The sequence below is a fragment of the Bartonella sp. B10834G3 genome (assembly GCF_016102505.1).
Taxonomy (GTDB): domain Bacteria; phylum Pseudomonadota; class Alphaproteobacteria; order Rhizobiales; family Rhizobiaceae; genus Bartonella; species Bartonella choladocola.
Genome location: NZ_JACFOM010000001.1, coordinates 173,252 through 189,976, shown reverse-complemented (window position 1 = coordinate 189,976; position 16,725 = coordinate 173,252). Strand labels below are relative to the sequence as shown.

Genomic DNA, 16,725 nt, shown 5'->3' with positions numbered 1-16,725 from the left:
TTTGCGAGGAACACATGTTCTCGTGTTGACATGAATAATTCCAAATCATGACTTGTCGGGCATATTCCTGTTTTAGAAATGTCGTTTTGGCATTGGCAATCAGCATTTGCTGCATTATCACAGATTTGACCGGTCACAGCATATGACCATAAAAATAATGACCCATATCAACAAACAGGCCTTTTAAACATGGTTTCACTACCGCAAGAGCGCATGAATCAACTCGAAAAACATTTCGAGATGATTGAAAGCGAAATGGCTAATAATCCGGATGCCGAGACCTATGTAAAACTTGCTTCGGAATATTCCGAATTGCAACCGGTTGTGGGGTTGATACGGGAACTCAATAAAGCGCAGCATGAAGCCGATGATCTTGAGGCGATGCTGAAGGATCATTCAACCGATCCGGAAATGCGCAGCCTTGCGGAGGAAGAACTCCCAAGCATCAGGGATAAAATTGGCAAACTGGAACATGATGTCCAGATCGAGCTGTTACCGAAAGATGCGGCCGACGAAAAGAGTGCAATTCTGGAAATAAGAGCCGGCACGGGCGGCTCGGAAGCAGCACTTTTTGCTGGCGATCTTTTCCGCATGTATGAACGTTATGCGAGTTTGCACGGATGGAAAGTCGAAGTTGTTTCGGCAAGCGAAGGTGATGTTGGCGGATATAAGGAAATTATCGCTTCTGTCACAGGCAAGGGCGTGTTTTCGCGGCTGAAATTCGAGTCCGGTGTCCATCGTGTGCAACGCGTTCCGGAAACGGAAGCGGGCGGGCGTATCCATACTTCGGCAGCAACCGTTGCGGTTTTACCGGAAGCCGAAGAGATTGATGTTGAAATCAGGCCGGAAGATATAAGGATTGATACAATGCGTGCTTCCGGCGCTGGCGGTCAGCACGTCAACACAACAGATTCGGCTGTGCGCATCACCCATCTTCCAACAGGCATAATGGTTGTGCAGGCCGAAAAATCCCAACATCAGAACCGTGCGCGTGCCATGCAGATTTTGCGTGCCCGACTTTATGACATGGAACGGCAAAAAGCCGATACAGAACGGTCGGCTTCGCGTAAAAGTCAGGTTGGTTCCGGTGACCGCTCGGAGCGCATAAGAACCTATAACTTTCCGCAAGGTCGTGTGACCGACCACCGTATCAATCTTACACTCTATAAGCTTGATAGGGTCATGGAAGGCGAACTTGACGAGCTGATTGACGCACTGATTGCCGATCATCAGGCATCACTTCTTGCAGAACTTGGCAATAATGGCTGATAATGGCAAGCCTTTCTGAAGTTTTAAAAAAAACACGAAAACTGTTTCGCGACAAAAAGCTGGACAATGCCGATCTTGATGCACGTCTTCTGGTCGAGTTTATTACATCGACAACGCGAAAGGATGAAATTCTCAATCCCGATCTTCCCGTTTCGGGGAAAGCTTTGCAACGACTTGATGAAGCAATTATCGAAAGGCTGAAGGGAAAACCTGTCTATCGCATTATCGGAAAACGGGAATTTTATGGAATAGAGTTTCATTTATCTGTCGATACGCTGGAGCCGAGAGACGATACAGAGGCTCTCGTCGATCTGGTGTTGCCGGAAATTCGCGCAATCGTTTTGCGAAAGGGACAAGCCGAAATTGTCGATATGGGGACCGGAACAGGCGCTATTGCAATTGCTCTTCTTGCAAATGTAGACGGCTTGAAGGCAACTGCCGTCGATATAGCCGATGATGCTTTGGCAACGGCAACGTTGAATGCTGAAAATGCAGGTGTATCGGATCGTTTCACGTGTTTGAAAAGCGATTGGTTTTTAAGCCTTTCAGGCCGTTTCGATATGATTATATCGAATCCGCCTTATATTCCGGAAAGCCAAATTTCTTCACTTGCGATCGAAGTGAAGGAATATGATCCGTTACGAGCCTTGGCGGGAGGTCAAGACGGCCTTGATTTTTATCGGAAGCTCGCAGAAGGAAGCCGGCCATTTTTGCATCCTGATGGAAAAGTTGCGGTCGAGATCGGCAGAGATCAGGAAAAAGATGTGATCGCAATTTTTCGGCAAAACGGCTTTGAATTTATCAAAGCGCGCAAAGATTTGAACGGTATTTTGCGCGCCTTGTTGTTTTCGGTTTGTTAAAACCTTGCTCTAGCCTTCCGGACATTGATTATCCGGCGACAGCAACTTCTATTCTGTTTCACGCCGCCTCAAGAGATAGCAGAATACAAATTCGAGGATGACGAGCGAGCCGGTGAAAGCGATAACCATGTTCCAGCCGCCGTGGAACCAGAACCAGCCGCCAAATGCACCGATAAAGCTCGAACCGAGATAATAGAACAAAAGGTATAGCGCTGTTGCATGTCCTTTTGCTCCTATAGCTATGCGTCCCACCCAACTGCTCGCTACAGCATGGGCAGAGAAAAAGCCTATGGTGATACAGATAATACCGGCAACAAACCAGAAGAGGCTATTGGTCATGGTTAGAAGCAATCCGACCGCGAGGATGATAACCGAGATGAACAGTAATGAACTCCGCCGGTATTTATTGGTCAGGTTTCCGGCAATCGGTGAAACAATAATACCTGAAATATAGCTCAGGAAGATGAAGCCGATCTCGGTCGGACTAAGAAAGAACGGTGCTCCGCTCATACGAAAGCCCGTATAGTTCAAAATCGCAACAAAATCACCGAATACCAGAGCAATAAACAAATAGATGTAAAGCAACCGTACCGAACCGATATGGCCAATCCAGGCTCTCACATGGTGATGGATATTGATGCCGTGTACGGGAACAAAATATTTCGACGGTGGCAATAGAAAATAGAAAGCGATAGCTGCGACAAGGTCGATAATACCGATAATGGCCAATGCCCATTGCCAATTGAACCATTCGATCAGGCTTCCCATGCCAACCCGCCCCATCATGCCACCGAACGCCGTACCGCCGACATAAAGCCCCATAATTTTTCCAAATCCTCGCGGTGCGATTTCTTCGGCAAGATAGGCCATAGCAACCGCCGGCACGCCTCCTAAGAGAATGCCTTCCAAAGCACGAGCAACAAGCAGCCAATGCCAATTTGTTGCAAAGGCCGCGACAATGTTCAGAATAGAAGCACCGATCATTGATACGGTCATCAAACCGCGGCGGCCAAGCGCTTCTGAAAAGGCACTTGAAAGGAGAATGGAAAAAGCCAGAAAGCCGGTTGATATTGAAAGAGCCAGCGAACTGTTCGCTGGCGTTATGTGATAGTGGTTTGCCAAGGATGGCAGCAACGGTTGGACACAATAAAGAAGAGAGAAGGTGGCAAAACCGGCAAAAAACATTGCCACACTTATACGTTTATATTGAGCGGTTCCGCTTTGCACACCAGGTTCAGCCCCGTTGGCTGTTGAGGTAGTCATTTTAAACTCCGAATATCTACCTCCCCCCGATTTTTCCGCTATTATGGTGGAAAGCAATAATGCAAAATCGTTGAAAGTTAAATTCAATTCCAAGGACTGAAGCGTCAAAAATAAGTGACTGTCTAAAACGCAATTCTGCCTGATTTTTCTGCAAAAATCCAGACGGGCAAAATCAAAAAATTGCGCGTTATTTTTAAAATATATTGACGTAAATTTTATGTCGGATACTATATCTAGTGTTCGAGGTTCTCCTTGATTCGAGTTTGAATGAAGGAGCTAAGAGGGAATTCGGTCATTCTTCAAAAAGCCGAAGCTGCCCCCGCAACTGTAAATGGTGTGTCGAAACCGTATGCCACTGGGGTTTTACCTTGGGAAGGTGGTTTTGACGTTGCAAGCCATAAGCCAGGAGACCTGCCTTGGATTGAATGTCAACAGACGGGGTGTTCTGGTAATGGCCTTTCCGGACAAAATTTTCCGGTATTTTGGCTTAGCCATATGCCCCCTATTACTTCGGGAAGGAAGTTTTATGTCCAAGATTCGTAAACATTTTTCTTGATCCGGTAAAGTCTGCCTTATCCGCGCAATTAATCAACATGCCCTTTGTGCTGCTTTTTGTCCACAGAAAGCAGGCGGGGTTCTATGACCAAAATCAAGAAAGAAAATCATGAAAATTACAATTTATAGCAAACCGTCTTGCGTGCAATGCAAAGCAACTTACAAGGCTTTGGATAATAAACATATTTCCTACGATATTGTCGATCTTTCCAAAGATGCGGAAGCTTTATCCTATATTGAGAGTCTGGGATATAAAATGTTGCCAGTGGTTATTGCCGGAAACAATCACTGGGCCGGTTTCCAACCTGATAAAATAAACGGGCTCGAATGATATGGCACTCCTTGTTTATTATTCGAGTGCGACCGGCAATACCGATTATTTTGTGCAACAAATCGGTGAGCCATCTTTAAGACTTTTCAAAAAAACTGCAATTCCGAAAGTGCTTGAACCCTATGTTCTTGTAGTACCGACTTACGCCGGTGCCAAAGGCGACGGGGCAGTGCCCAAAACGGTCATCAATTTTCTCAATGACAGTGAAAACCGGCAATTTCTTAAAGGTGTTATTGCCGGTGGAAATCGTAATTTCGGCTGGGCTTATGCACTTGCCGGAAAAGTCATTTCTCAAAAGTGTCGTGTGCCCTGGCTTTATAGTTTCGAGCTCAGGGGGACAACAGAAGATGTGAACCTTGTCAGACAAGGATTAGGAAAATTATGGAAACAGATAGCGCAGAAAAAACAGACACTTTAGATAGTGACAAAGATTATCATTCTCAAAATTATCATTCCCAAGATTATCATTCCCAAGATTATCATTCATTGAATGCAATGCTCAATCTTTTTGACGATAACGGCCTCATCCAGTTCGATAAGGATCGTGAAGCCGTACGGCAATATTTTTTGCAGCACGTCAATCAGAATACGGTGTTTTTTCATGATCTTGAAGAAAAGATCGATTATCTCGTGCGTGAAGGATATTACGAGAAAACCGTTCTCGACCGTTATGACTTTGCTTTTATCAAAAAAGCTTTCAAACGTGCTTATGCGTTCAAATTCCGTTTCCCTACATTTCTTGGCGCCTTCAAATATTATACGAGCTACACGCTCAAGACTTTCGACGGGAAAAGATATCTCGAACGTTACGAAGATCGTGTCGTTATGGTAGCGTTGACACTTGCTACAGGCGACAAAAAATTCTGCGAAAGGCTTGTCGACGAAATGATGACCGGTCGCTTTCAACCGGCAACACCAACGTTTCTTAATGCCGGTAAAAAACAACGCGGCGAACTTGTTTCCTGTTTTCTTCTGCGTGTTGAAGACAATATGGAATCGATCGGTCGGGCAATCAATTCTTCTTTGCAACTTTCAAAGCGCGGTGGTGGGGTTGCTTTGTGTCTCACCAATATCAGGGAGCAAGGCGCACCGATCAAGCAAATACAAAATCAGTCGTCCGGCATTGTGCCGGTCATGAAACTTCTTGAAGACGCGTTTTCTTACGCCAATCAATTGGGCGCAAGGCAGGGGGCAGGGGCAGTTTATTTAAGCGCCCATCACCCCGATATTATGCGTTTTCTGGATACCAAGCGGGAAAATGCCGACGAAAAAATCCGCATCAAAACGCTCTCGCTTGGAGTGGTCATACCCGATATTACTTTCGAGCTTGCACGCAATAACGAGGATATGTACCTTTTTTCACCTTATGATGTAGAGAGAGTCACGGGTAAAGCCTTATCCGACATATGTTTGAGCGAATACTATCGCAAATTCGTTGACGACCCGCGCATAACCAAGAAAAAAATCAATGCCCGCGATTTTTTCCAAACTCTGGCCGAAATCCAGTTTGAATCGGGTTATCCCTATATTGTGTTTGAAGATGCGGTCAATCGCGCCAACCCCATTGCCGGACGCATCAATATGAGCAATCTTTGCTCCGAAATTCTTCAAGTCAATGAGCCAAGCACATTGAATGCCGATTTGAGCTATCGTCACATTGGTAACGATATTTCATGCAATCTGGGTTCGCTTAATATCGCCAAAGCCTTCCAGTCCGACGATTTCGGCAAAACAGTTGAAACAGCAGTTCGTGCCTTAACAGCGGTTTCCGAAATGAGCGACATTGTTTGTGTGCCATCAATTGAAAAAGGCAATCGCGAGGCGCACGCTATCGGCCTCGGTCAAATGAACTTGCATGGTTTTCTTGCCAAAGAGCATATTTATTATGGGTCTCCGGAAGCACTCGATTTTACCAATCTCTATTTTTATACAGTTGCTTTCCATGCGTTGAGAAGCTCGAACCTTATTGCCAAAGAAAAGGGCAAAACATTTCAAGGTTTTGAACAATCAGCCTATGCCGATGGGCGTGCGTTTAAAAAATATCTTACTCAAAAGTTCGAGCCGGAAACACAACGCATCAAAAAGCTTTTTGCCGATCGCCATTTCATAATTCCCACTGTGAAAGACTGGCAGGAGCTTGAGCAATCGGTAAAAAAATGGGGGCTTTACAACCGTTATTTACAGGCGGTTCCGCCCACCGGCTCGATTTCCTATATCAATAATGCCACAGCATCCATTCACCCGATTGTTGCAAAAATAGAAATACGCAAAGAAGGCAAGATCGGTCGTGTCTATTATCCGGCCCCTTATATGACCAATGATAATCTTGAATATTATCAGGATGCTTATGAAATAGGACCGGAAAAGATCATTGATACTTATGCCGCAGCCGGTCAGCATGTCGATCAAGGCTTGTCATTAACACTGTTTTTCCCAGATACAGCCACTACGCGCGACATTAATAAAGCGCAAATCTACGCCTGGAAGAAAAAACTCAAAACCATCTATTATGTGCGGCTACGCCAAAAGGCATTGAGCGGAACCGAAGTTGAAACCTGTGTTTCCTGTAGCCTTTAAGGATAATTTCCGATGCTAACAAACCATTTGAAAACCATTCCAGCGATCAACTGGAATAAAATTGAAGATGAAAAAGACCTTGAAGTCTGGAACAGATTGACAGGAAATTTCTGGCTTCCGGAAAAAGTCCCACTTTCCAATGATGTCCCGTCATGGGCAAGTTTGACACCGGCAGAACAGCAATTGACCATCCGCGTATTCACCGGACTCACTCTGCTTGACACCATGCAGAATTTTGTAGGCGCAATTTCGCTTTTGCCGGATGCGATCACTCCCCATGAGGAAGCGGTGCTTACCAATATTGCTTTTATGGAAGCAGTCCACGCCCGTTCCTATTCGTCGATATTTTCAACCCTTTGTCTGACAAAAGATGTCGATGAAGCCTATTGCTGGTCGGAAGACAATGCTTTTCTTCAAAAAAAAGCGGAACTCGTTCTTGATTATTATAACGGTAATGATGCTTTGAAGCGAAAAATTGCCTCGGTTTTTCTGGAAAGTTTTTTGTTTTATTCCGGCTTTTATTTGCCGATGTATTGGTCAAGTCGGGCAAAACTCACCAATACTGCCGATCTTATCAGGCTTATCATTCGTGACGAAGCAGTGCACGGTTACTATATCGGTTACAAGTTTCAAATCGGCTTTAACAAGCTTCTTCAAAGCGGGCAGAATGAAATGAAAGATTTTGCCTATGGGCTTTTGATGGAGCTTTACGACATAGAAACAAAATATACCGAACAGCTCTATGACGGGGTGGGATTAAGCGAAGAAGTGAAGGTGTTTTTGCATTATAACGCGAATAAGGCATTGATGAATCTGGGATTCGAGCCTTTGTTTCCTCCCGATATTTGCAAGGTCAATCCGGCTATTCTTTCAGCTCTCTCACCAAATGCAGATGAAAACCATGATTTCTTTTCAGGCTCCGGATCATCTTATGTGATCGGTAAAGCGGTAGCGACAGAAGACGCTGATTGGGACTTCTGATAAAATATTTCATAAAAAAGGAGAGAATGCTTCTCTCCTCTTTTTCAACAGCGGTAAAACAAAAACGATTATCAAATAAAATAAAATATAAAAATTCGTATTGGCGAAATGTAACGCGTTTGAATGTCAACTATGTTAATAGTCCCCGTTGAATAAAAGCTATGCTGATAGCGAATGCAAACGGCAAGCTAAAATAACCAATTGCTATGAGAGAACAATCACGGAATTATTCTCTCATAATGGCAGGATTGCCGTTCATGCAAACAGCTATGTTCAACTTCACGAACGGGCTATTGGAAAACGCGATAGGGTGATGACGCACGATTCGATGACTTCCTGCTTGTACCGGTAGAGTTTGGCAGGTCTGCCGCCGGTTTGTGTCTCGCGCTCACCGACTTCTTCGATAATGCCCTGATGTTCCGTCAAGCGCCGGAAATTAGGTTTATGAAGGCGTCTGCCGATGATGGCTTCGACCGTTTTTTGTAACTGTAACAGAGTAAATTTTTCCGGAAGCAGCTCAAAAATAACAGCTCTATATTTGATTTTCCGTCTTAATCTTGCGATAGCGGTTGCAAGAATACGTCGGTCATCGGCAAACATCGGCGTGCCGGCATATAACGTTCCGCCCGCTTCGGCGATCAAACCGGCTTCGTAAAGAAGCTCATATCTTTGAAGGATGAAATCTTCGTTCCACGAAAAACCGTCACATCCGAAAAGAAAAGAAATTCTGCGCTTCTTGAATTCACAATTTGTCTTGTCTTTATCGGCCCATTGATAGAGTGCGGCAATAATTTCATCAACGCATGGATGTTTTCCGTTACGGCAATCGTCCCAGGGAAAGTGCTCATACCAATTATGCCATTCGACTTTCGGTAAAATTCTTTCGTGTTCGCGAACCAACCCCAGATAACTTACAGACAATGTATTGGGGTATTCATCCGACGATAAGCGGTCGCGATTGGTAAATGTATAAAGTTGCTCAAGAAAATCGACCGGATAATCTGTCCGGGTTTTGACCCAATCGCGAATAGTCGATTGTAAACTTTTGTGATCGGATTCGAGTGGCCCAGAGGGAAGTTTCTGTTCCGGTCCCACGGTAATGACTTTGGGCTGTCCATCAGTAACGGCAACAATAACGGCGATAAGCTCAATCTTGGAGAGCGCTGTGTGTGTGGTTTGAATTGTCATTTTTCAAAAATTTTGCTGTGGTTTAAAGTTTAAGGAAATATAAGTCGAGGGAATTCGCCGATTTTACATTTCTTCATGGAAAAACTCCCTTCCAGTGTAAGAAGGGAATTTTTTTCGCATATAGAGCGCCGATTTGACTCGCCAAGACTACTCTGGAACAAAAAACAATTTATTGCCGAATTTGACCGCAAAAACGCAACAGATGTTAGAAAATTGATGTTGTATAGAATTTTGTATTTTGTTTTTTGGATTTTACGGAAAATTTTTTATGTGCGTAAAAGCATCTGCAAGCAATTCTAATCCGGTTGATAACCGAAAATAGGAAAAAACCGGACATTGCTTGTCTGAAAATTATAATAGAGGTTTTCAACATCATTAACTGACAAGTAAATGCGGAATTAATTTTTTCTCGCGAAACCCGAAATGGTGAAAAGTTACAGACTATTTAAAAGTCTGGAGGCTGTTGACAGAGTGTAAAACGATCAGGGAAAAAGTGAAACCGTTTGAAAGAGAGTGGAACCGTTTGATAGTGTGTGAATTGTGCAAGCAGTTGTTTTAAAACTTAATCAGTCATTTATAACAAAACCGGCTCGAAAGCCGGTTTTTGCAGTTACAGATTCCATTTTTTCGTTTAACGATGATTTACAGGTGAACCATCGCCGAAATGCGCCTCTGTTGCCGAAACGCCATGGGCGGCTTCGCCGGATTTCGGTGCGTGGCCAATCACATAACTGTCTTCAAGCGAACCGTCGCCAAAACCGTTGGCGCGGGTATAGGCACGCGAATTGCCGGTATAACCATGGTTGACACCAGATTGGGCTGATGCCCCGATAACATATGTATTGACTGGCGAACCATCGTCAAAAGCATAACCACTGGCATAGGCGCTGCTAACACCACATAAACTTGCAAGCGCAATAAACATCAATTTTTTCATTTTATTCACCGTCTTTTTGAGCCCTTAGCTGCGGCTAACGGCTTTCATTAAATTCTATAGAGCTGGACTTATTTTCCATGCTTTCTAATGCCTATATCTTCATTGCGAGGAACAATCTCAAATCACTTTAAAATGTCGCGATCACGTAAACGTGATATTTAAAAAGGGGTTATAAAACAGTGTGTTAATATGTCCGGATTATCAACCTTGCGAAATATTAGCCGAATTATATCACAAGCTTTGTGAAGTGGCTTCAAGCGGCTTTTATCCGGTCGTGATCGAGGCCCGCCAAAAGTTCATTTTTGCAGTTTATTTTTTGAGTTCATTTTTTGGAAGCGTGTTTTTCAGGGCTGTTTTTTGTCTCACAAGCCGCAAGCTTTGTTCAAATTTTTCTATTTCCTGTTTCCTCGACTGTTCGGAAATAATCCGCAGTAAATACGAGGGGTGAACAGTTGCAAGAACGGGTATGTTTTCTTCAGTTGAAATGAGTCTGCCTGCAAATCGGGTTATAGGTGCGATTAATCCCGTTAGTGAAAACAGGGCCGTGCTCCCCATTGCAACAATGAGCTTCGGTTTGACGATTTCGATTTCTTTCATCAGCCACCAACGGCAATGTTCGATTTCGGTGCGATGGGCTTTTTTATGAAGGCGTTTGCGCCCTTTAAGTTCATATTTGAAGTGTTTGACAGCGTTGGTCATGTAAACTTCATCCCGTTTTAGCCCCACCTTGCGGGCAGCCTGGTCAAATACTTGTCCTGCCGGCCCCACAAACGGTCGGCCAACAAGATCTTCACGGTCGCCCGGTTGCTCTCCGACAATCATAAGAGAAGCATTTTCAGGGCCTTCACCACAGACAGCCTGCGTCGCCGAACAATGTAGGGGACAGCGCTTACATTGTCTGATGCCTTCATCGAGAATATCCAATGTTTCCGGTATTGTGGCAGATTGAAAATTTGTTTGAAGGCTATTTTGCCCAAACTTTCCGCTCAAGCGGGAATGGAAGCGGGGCGGTGATAGAATTGGTTGTTGCTCCATGTCCCTGATACGCCTTTCGGCATTGCCGACGAGACTATCAATCATTTGCGCTTCCGGAAGATTGCCCCAATATTTTTTAGGCATATGGCTTTGCATAGTTTTCACTTTCAGCCTTGCCGGATTGAAAATGCTGGCAAAATAGGTTTTCCAGAGGTCTTCGAGTTCATCTTTGCTTTCCGGTTTTTTAAGAACCGGTTCGCCTATCAAAAATGTGCCATTACAATAATATGCACTGCCTTTCGGCGTTAGAATTTGCCAATCCATGTCGCCAAAACGTTTACAAAAGAAAGGGGTAGCTTCTGAAACAATGAAATGTTGCGGTTCATACCATGCCGTAAAACATCGCCTGAAGCTATCGGGATTGATGTTTCCAATTTCATTGAAGCGTAAAAACGCATGCATATGGTGAATATCGTGGCAAACAGCTTTTTGCCGCGATAAAGCGGTTGCAATATCACTCTCGTAAATTTTTTCGAGAACTGTCTTGTCCTGCTGCAAGCGATAGAGAAGGCGATATAACAATGCCGCCGAATCTTCGCTTTCATGGCAGATGACGTTTTTTGCAAGATTAAGGAATTGTTTCGGTACAAAAAACTTTTGCGTTTTTTGGCGTGTGTCGGGATTTTTTGCCGAAGGCGAAAAGTTATCTGTTTCGTCGAATAAAGCCGGTTTTGACTTATAGCGCCAAAAAATATTTTCCGGACATACTTGTTCCTGCAATAGCAGGCGCGCCTGTTTTCGCCATTCGTCAAAATTTCCCTGATTTTCGAGAACAACAGTTTTCATGTCGAAAAAAGATCAAGTTGGGTGGGGCGCGCACGAAAGCGCTCGACAAGGTGGGAACTGTCGAGAAGGTGTTTCGGTGTCCAGCGTTCGGCAATGACAAAAGGTTTTATTTTTTCAAGGCTGATATGGAATGTTTTCAAATCGGAAAAATCAAGCCGCTTGAATCGTCGTGCCGCCAATATCCTTTTGACATTACGTACCCCAAGACCGGGTACTCGCAACAGCATTTCCTTGTCTGCCTTGTTGATGTCGACCGGAAACCGGTGGCGGTTTTGTAATGCCCAGGCGAGTTTAGGGTCGAATTCGAGTTCGAGCATGCCGTCATTTGCTTTCGTGGTTAGCTCTTCCATTGAAAAACCGTAAAAACGATAGAGCCAATCAGCTTGATAAAGCCTGTGTTCTCTTAAAAGCGGCGGGCGTTTGACGGGAAGCAGGTTTGAAGCATCCGGAATAGGGCTGAATGCCGAATAATAAACACGTTTTAGCCGGTATCCCGAATAAAGCTCGGCGCTTGATTTCAGGATTGTGGCATCATTGGCATCGTCGGCACCGATAATCATTTGCGTGGACTGTCCCGCAGGCGCAAAACGTTGCGTTTTTTTAGTCTGCAAAGTCGCATCCTTCGAGGCTTCTATACCAATTCTCACATGAGCCATGGCTTGTTTGATTGTCAGAATCTTTTTTTGCGGTGCAAAGCGGTTGATGCTTTTTTCTGTTGGCAATTCGACATTGATTGAGAGGCGATCTGCATAACGCCCCGCTTCCTTGATGAGTGCATCCGAAGCATCCGGAATCGTTTTCAAATGGATATAGCCGCCAAAATGGTGAATGGTGCGCAAATCGCGCGCAACTTTAACCAGTTCTTCCATAGTCTGGTCTGCCGATCGGATAATGCCGGACGACAGAAACAAACCTTCGATATAATTTCTACGATAAAATTCGAGTGTCAAAAACACCACTTCGTCGGTGGTAAATCGCGCCCGCTCGACATTGCTTGACGACCGGTTGACACAATAGGCACAATCAAAAATGCAAAAATTGGTGAGCAGAATTTTTAACAGCGAAACACAACGGCCGTCAGGAGTAAAGGAATGACAAATTCCCGCATTCGCGGTTGACCCCAAACTGTTTTTTTGGGGCGACGGGCGCGTGGAACCGCTAGACGCACAAGAAGCATCATATTTGGCAGCATCAGCCAGAATTGCCAATTTCTGTTTAAGCGTTTTGACCATTTATGTTCACTATTTGTTCTTTTTTATCAATATAGATGTGAAAAGCGGGAAGTAAAGGAAAAACGGCAAGTCACGACGAGCGGACATCAATAATTCGCCGTAATATCCGCATCAGGCCGGATAAAGCCGGTTCAATCCGTCAAATTGTTCCCCATTCTGTTCCAGTTTGTAACGTTACCGCTGTGAATGATTTGAGCGAACGTTAATAATAAGCCCTGAATGAACAATCTATCGAATAAAAATGCTGTCGCCTGAACTTCCATAAAACAAATAGTTTTGTGATAATTCGGGTGAGGAGATTTCATAAGGTTTTGCGTGGTTTATGTGTTGCGCGCCATTTTTGCGATAAGCCGTAAGCCAGTCCGAAAACCGCCGACACCAGAGACCCGCCAAGGATTGCGAGTTTCGCCGCTTCCAATTGTTCCGCGTTGGAAAATGCCAGAGTTGCGGTAAAAATGGACATGGTAAAGCCAATTCCTCCCAATAATCCGACGAGAGCCATTCCATGCCAATTTATTCCTGCCGGAAGGCGGCAAAGGCCAAAACGCACGGCAATGAAACTGAAAAGTACAATGCCGAGCGGTTTACCTATAAGGAGACCAAGCCCTATACCAATCATAATGATAAAGGAAGAATGATTGTCAAAATCGACATCGGAAATATTGATACCCGCATTGGCAAGCGCAAAGAGGGGCATAATGAGAAATGAAACCCAAGGATTGAACGCGTGAACAAGCCTTGATACCGGCGCATCAATTGCTGCCAAACTCTTGCCTATTTCAAGAAGAGCAAAACGGCGCTTTAAAGCGCTGTCTTGGGGGTTTTCATTTTTCAATATCTCCAAAGCGTAAGACATTCGGTTGACAGGCGCAATCAGTGAACGGGGGGCAAGTGCCGGTGTCAATAATCCCGCTATGACACCTGACAGGGAAGGGTGGATTCCGCATATCATCAGTGCGAGCCAGAGGAGACCGACGGGAAGAACATAAATCAGTGCCGAATTTATTCCTATCCATTGCAAAAAAACAATGATGATAATTGCAAGACATGCAAATGGCAGACCTGCGAGACCAAAACTGCCGGAATAAAAAATTGCGATAATCAAAATAGCGATAATGTCGTCAATCGTGGCGAGCGCAAGCAAAACGATTCTTAAATTGTTTGGAACCGATTTTCCCAAAAGCGCCAGAATGCCGATCGCAAAGGCTATGTCGGTTGCAGTGGGCACAGCCCAACCATGGCTCGTTGGTGGCATAGGATTGGTAGAAAAATAAATGATCGCCGGTATTATAACGCCGCCAATAGCCGCAACGATGGGCAATAAAGCCTGACGAAATTCGCTCAAGGCCCCTTCATGAATTTCCCGCCTTATTTCCATGCCTGCAACAAGGAAAAAAAGCGTCATGAAACCGTCATTCACCAGAAAGTGCAGGTCTTTGGAGAAGGAAAATCCGAAAGCTTCTATCGAAATTTTTTGTTGCCAGAATTTCTGATATGCGGTCGCATAAGTCGAATTGGCAAGCAAAAGAGCGACAAATGTTGCTATAACGAGAACAACGCCCGCCATCGCTTCAATATGAAAAAAATTGCGACAGGCTGAAAATATTTTTTCGGCAATAGCAGAGGCACGGTTAGGCAGGCGGCGGGATATATTATTCATGGCAAGTTCCTATGTGCTGGCGGCCCGACCAGCTTGAAACCTGCCCGAAACAATTTATCGGACACCCGTTGGCAACTATATAAAAATGACAGAAAACTACAATAACAATCTTCTATTTTTTATTGTCCGACATTTGTCAGAACAGAATAAAATTCCGGTTATCAATCTTTGAACGATTTATTGAAGTATATTATAATGAATTGTTTTATATAAATAAAATTTATAAAATTTTAAAAATAAACAAAAATAAAATAACGGAGGGTATTTATTAAATATAGAATAATATTATTGGATGAAATTATTATAAAGGGGATATGATCCCCTTTATAAAACGGAATTTAGGTCTTTCAGTTTTCGTTTTTTACCGTAAGGTTTACTTTGTTGAGCGCAGTTGCAAGATCGTTTTGCAAGGCTGTTTCAAGATCGGTAGCCGTTAGCCCTTTATTATCCTTGGCTTCAAGCGATATTTTAAGCGTTCCGGGTTTTTTAGCGAAAGCACCGAAAGCAGATGAAATTTTTTGTGCTTCATCATGATCTTTCAAAAGCATTGCCGGACTCTTGGTCATAACGACATAAAAGTCTTCATAAAGTTCCTGCTTGAGATCGTGTTTATTGTCATTCAAATTCTGGGCAAGATAGGTAAACAATTTGTCGATGAAGCCGAAATCGGAATAACGCATATCAGCTTTGGTGATGCCAATCCGGTTTGCGGCGTCAAGGGACGCATCCTTATCACCGGAAAACAATGCGGGTTCGGCATTGATGATTGTTGCCGACATCTGCCCCGAACCGATGCAGTTAGCAGTGAAAGAAAGATCGTTCAAAGCAAGCGTTTTGCCTCTGGAATTATAGGAAAAATCAATTTTTCCAGAAAGATCCAGTGTTTTGAAGCCCATATTTCTCAAAATTTCAAAATCTTTTTGCGGCATTTCGGATGTGTTGAGCGAAAGGCCGTTGAGCGACACAAGCAGACTTTCGGGAACCGGCTGATTCCATTCGCGTGGTAGAAGTTGAAATGAATTGAGGCTTGCTTTGATTTTCGGCAAATCAATATCAGCTTTTTCAACTTCAGCATCAATGGCAGTTATTGCCGAAACAAGTGTTACAAGCAGTGCGTTTCTTGCCGCCTTTTCATTTTTTTCATCCCCGCTCTTCTTGGCTTCAAGATAGGTTCTGGCCAGAGTTTCCGGTACGTCCTGCATCGGGTGCATCTTCAAGCCGTTGGTTTTAAACTTGTCGAGTGAAAAATGCGCATTGCGGTTTGTGCCTTCATACACATCAATTGCAATATCGCCTAATTCGACAGGACCGAAGACCGTCCGCCCCACCTTGTCGGGTTTGATCTTTCCGGCGAGGATCGAATAGGCGTAACCGACATCAATGTCATCGGCCCGCATGGCATTGCTTTTGCCGATAAGGCGAAGACCGTCGGCGCTATTTGTATCGGAATTTTTCAAACCGACATTGGTGCTCATGCCGTCAATGCCGACAGAGCCGATATTGCCTGCCTTCAAATTTGAAAGCCAGAAGCCCTTAATGTCCAGTTTTTCTGTCTCGCCGTTGGGATTGGCAAGAGATACTTCTATGTTCGGCGCGTTAACGGATGATACATCAACCCTCTTCAGGGCTTGTAAAACATGGGATTCGATTGATGTATCCTTGTCTTTAAGGGTTATGCCACTGAGAGTCACTTCCGGAATTTCGACGTGAATATTCTCTCGTTTCAAGTCGATATTGTAGATCGTGAATGAACCGGGGACAAAGCCAACCGGCGGACGACCGGAAATGGCACCGATTTTAAGCGTAACGCCTTCAGGCACCGGAAGTGTCACATTTTTGAGGTTGACATTACCGGCAACTGTCACTTCCGATTGATCGGCCTTGACACCATGTTTTACCATCTCGTCTTTGACAAAGCTGTTGAGGTAAGGAGCTGCCATATAAAAAGCGCCGACAGCCAATATGGCCAGAATGACCACGCCTCCGATAATATAAATTAACCAGCGTTTGAGTGTTGCTATCAACCAGCCACCGAAATTGGCCATTCTTTT

The 16,725-nt window shown here is 44.3% G+C and carries 13 protein-coding genes and 1 riboswitch; of the genes, 6 read left to right on the top strand and 7 right to left on the bottom strand.

Annotated features, from left to right (window positions below):
• Window positions 1-189: 189 nt before the first annotated feature.
• Together prfA and prmC are read left to right on the top strand one after the other, a co-directional pair.
• Entirely contained in the window at window positions 190-1,269 is a 1,080-nt protein-coding gene (prfA, locus tag H3S94_RS00830; protein ID WP_077991296.1) for a peptide chain release factor 1, read from the top strand.
• A gap of 2 nt (window positions 1,270-1,271) precedes the next feature.
• On the top strand, window positions 1,272-2,129 hold the full coding sequence (gene prmC, locus H3S94_RS00825) for a peptide chain release factor N(5)-glutamine methyltransferase (protein WP_369805680.1): 858 nt from the start codon (window positions 1,272-1,274) through the stop codon (window positions 2,127-2,129).
• A gap of 48 nt (window positions 2,130-2,177) precedes the next feature.
• Here prmC and H3S94_RS00820 read toward each other — a convergent pair whose 3' ends face one another.
• Window positions 2,178-3,392: an MFS transporter gene (locus H3S94_RS00820; RefSeq protein ID WP_198240023.1), complete on the bottom strand. Its 1,215-nt coding sequence runs from the start codon at window positions 3,390-3,392 to the stop codon at window positions 2,178-2,180.
• A 226-nt stretch (window positions 3,393-3,618) separates the two neighbouring features.
• Window positions 3,619-3,826: riboswitch (cobalamin riboswitch) on the top strand.
• Window positions 3,827-4,056: 230 nt separating this feature from the next.
• Here H3S94_RS00820 and nrdH point away from each other — a divergent pair.
• The 4 genes from nrdH (at window position 4,057) to nrdF (ending at window position 7,836) form a co-directional block, all read left to right on the top strand.
• Window positions 4,057-4,278, top strand: coding sequence for a glutaredoxin-like protein NrdH (gene nrdH / locus H3S94_RS00815; protein WP_198230738.1), 222 nt, complete (start codon window positions 4,057-4,059; stop codon window positions 4,276-4,278).
• Window position 4,279: 1 nt separating this feature from the next.
• Entirely contained in the window at window positions 4,280-4,696 is a 417-nt protein-coding gene (gene nrdI, locus H3S94_RS00810) for a class Ib ribonucleoside-diphosphate reductase assembly flavoprotein NrdI (protein ID WP_198230739.1), read from the top strand.
• 77 nt (window positions 4,697-4,773) lie between these two features.
• Window positions 4,774-6,855, top strand: a complete 2,082-nt coding sequence (gene nrdE, locus H3S94_RS00805) for a class 1b ribonucleoside-diphosphate reductase subunit alpha (RefSeq protein ID WP_236823810.1) — start codon at window positions 4,774-4,776, stop codon at window positions 6,853-6,855.
• Window positions 6,856-6,867: 12 nt separating this feature from the next.
• Window positions 6,868-7,836, top strand: coding sequence for a class 1b ribonucleoside-diphosphate reductase subunit beta (gene nrdF / locus H3S94_RS00800; RefSeq protein WP_198240021.1), 969 nt, complete (start codon window positions 6,868-6,870; stop codon window positions 7,834-7,836).
• 279 nt (window positions 7,837-8,115) lie between these two features.
• Here the strand turns inward: nrdF and H3S94_RS00795 are convergent, their stop codons facing one another.
• The 6 genes from H3S94_RS00795 to H3S94_RS00770 all read right to left on the bottom strand — a co-directional run bounded on the left by H3S94_RS00795 (window position 8,116) and on the right by H3S94_RS00770 (window position 16,719).
• Window positions 8,116-9,024: a hypothetical protein gene (locus tag H3S94_RS00795; protein ID WP_198240020.1), complete on the bottom strand. Its 909-nt coding sequence runs from the start codon at window positions 9,022-9,024 to the stop codon at window positions 8,116-8,118.
• A 631-nt stretch (window positions 9,025-9,655) separates the two neighbouring features.
• Entirely contained in the window at window positions 9,656-9,961 is a 306-nt protein-coding gene (locus H3S94_RS00790; RefSeq protein ID WP_077991314.1) for a hypothetical protein, read from the bottom strand.
• 309 nt (window positions 9,962-10,270) lie between these two features.
• Entirely contained in the window at window positions 10,271-11,782 is a 1,512-nt protein-coding gene (locus tag H3S94_RS00785; protein ID WP_198240019.1) for a UdgX family uracil-DNA binding protein, read from the bottom strand.
• Window positions 11,779-13,014, bottom strand: a complete 1,236-nt coding sequence (locus H3S94_RS00780; protein WP_198240018.1) for a putative DNA modification/repair radical SAM protein — start codon at window positions 13,012-13,014, stop codon at window positions 11,779-11,781. Before H3S94_RS00780 ends, H3S94_RS00785 begins: the two co-directional genes overlap by 4 nt.
• A 301-nt stretch (window positions 13,015-13,315) precedes the next feature.
• The gene (gene nhaA / locus H3S94_RS00775; protein WP_198240017.1) at window positions 13,316-14,674 is read right to left on the bottom strand and encodes a Na+/H+ antiporter NhaA; all 1,359 of its coding nucleotides are present in this window, start codon (window positions 14,672-14,674) and stop codon (window positions 13,316-13,318) included.
• Window positions 14,675-15,021: 347 nt separating this feature from the next.
• Entirely contained in the window at window positions 15,022-16,719 is a 1,698-nt protein-coding gene (locus tag H3S94_RS00770) for a hypothetical protein (protein ID WP_198240016.1), read from the bottom strand.
• Window positions 16,720-16,725: the final 6 nt, after the last annotated feature.

What these genes read in the sequence shown, in the direction of transcription:
- prfA (WP_077991296.1), top strand. Translation starts at nt 190, where the DNA reads ATGGTTTCACTACCGCAAGAGCGCATGAATCAACTCGAAAAACATTTC.
- prmC (WP_369805680.1), top strand. Translation starts at nt 1,272, where the DNA reads ATGGCAAGCCTTTCTGAAGTTTTAAAAAAAACACGAAAACTGTTTCGC.
- H3S94_RS00820 (WP_198240023.1), bottom strand. Translation starts at nt 3,392, where the DNA reads ATGACTACCTCAACAGCCAACGGGGCTGAACCTGGTGTGCAAAGCGGA.
- nrdH (WP_198230738.1), top strand. Translation starts at nt 4,057, where the DNA reads ATGAAAATTACAATTTATAGCAAACCGTCTTGCGTGCAATGCAAAGCA.
- nrdI (WP_198230739.1), top strand. Translation starts at nt 4,280, where the DNA reads ATGGCACTCCTTGTTTATTATTCGAGTGCGACCGGCAATACCGATTAT.
- nrdE (WP_236823810.1), top strand. Translation starts at nt 4,774, where the DNA reads ATGCTCAATCTTTTTGACGATAACGGCCTCATCCAGTTCGATAAGGAT.
- nrdF (WP_198240021.1), top strand. Translation starts at nt 6,868, where the DNA reads ATGCTAACAAACCATTTGAAAACCATTCCAGCGATCAACTGGAATAAA.
- H3S94_RS00795 (WP_198240020.1), bottom strand. Translation starts at nt 9,024, where the DNA reads ATGACAATTCAAACCACACACACAGCGCTCTCCAAGATTGAGCTTATC.
- H3S94_RS00790 (WP_077991314.1), bottom strand. Translation starts at nt 9,961, where the DNA reads ATGAAAAAATTGATGTTTATTGCGCTTGCAAGTTTATGTGGTGTTAGC.
- H3S94_RS00785 (WP_198240019.1), bottom strand. Translation starts at nt 11,782, where the DNA reads ATGAAAACTGTTGTTCTCGAAAATCAGGGAAATTTTGACGAATGGCGA.
- H3S94_RS00780 (WP_198240018.1), bottom strand. Translation starts at nt 13,014, where the DNA reads ATGGTCAAAACGCTTAAACAGAAATTGGCAATTCTGGCTGATGCTGCC.
- nhaA (WP_198240017.1), bottom strand. Translation starts at nt 14,674, where the DNA reads ATGAATAATATATCCCGCCGCCTGCCTAACCGTGCCTCTGCTATTGCC.
- H3S94_RS00770 (WP_198240016.1), bottom strand. Translation starts at nt 16,719, where the DNA reads ATGGCCAATTTCGGTGGCTGGTTGATAGCAACACTCAAACGCTGGTTA.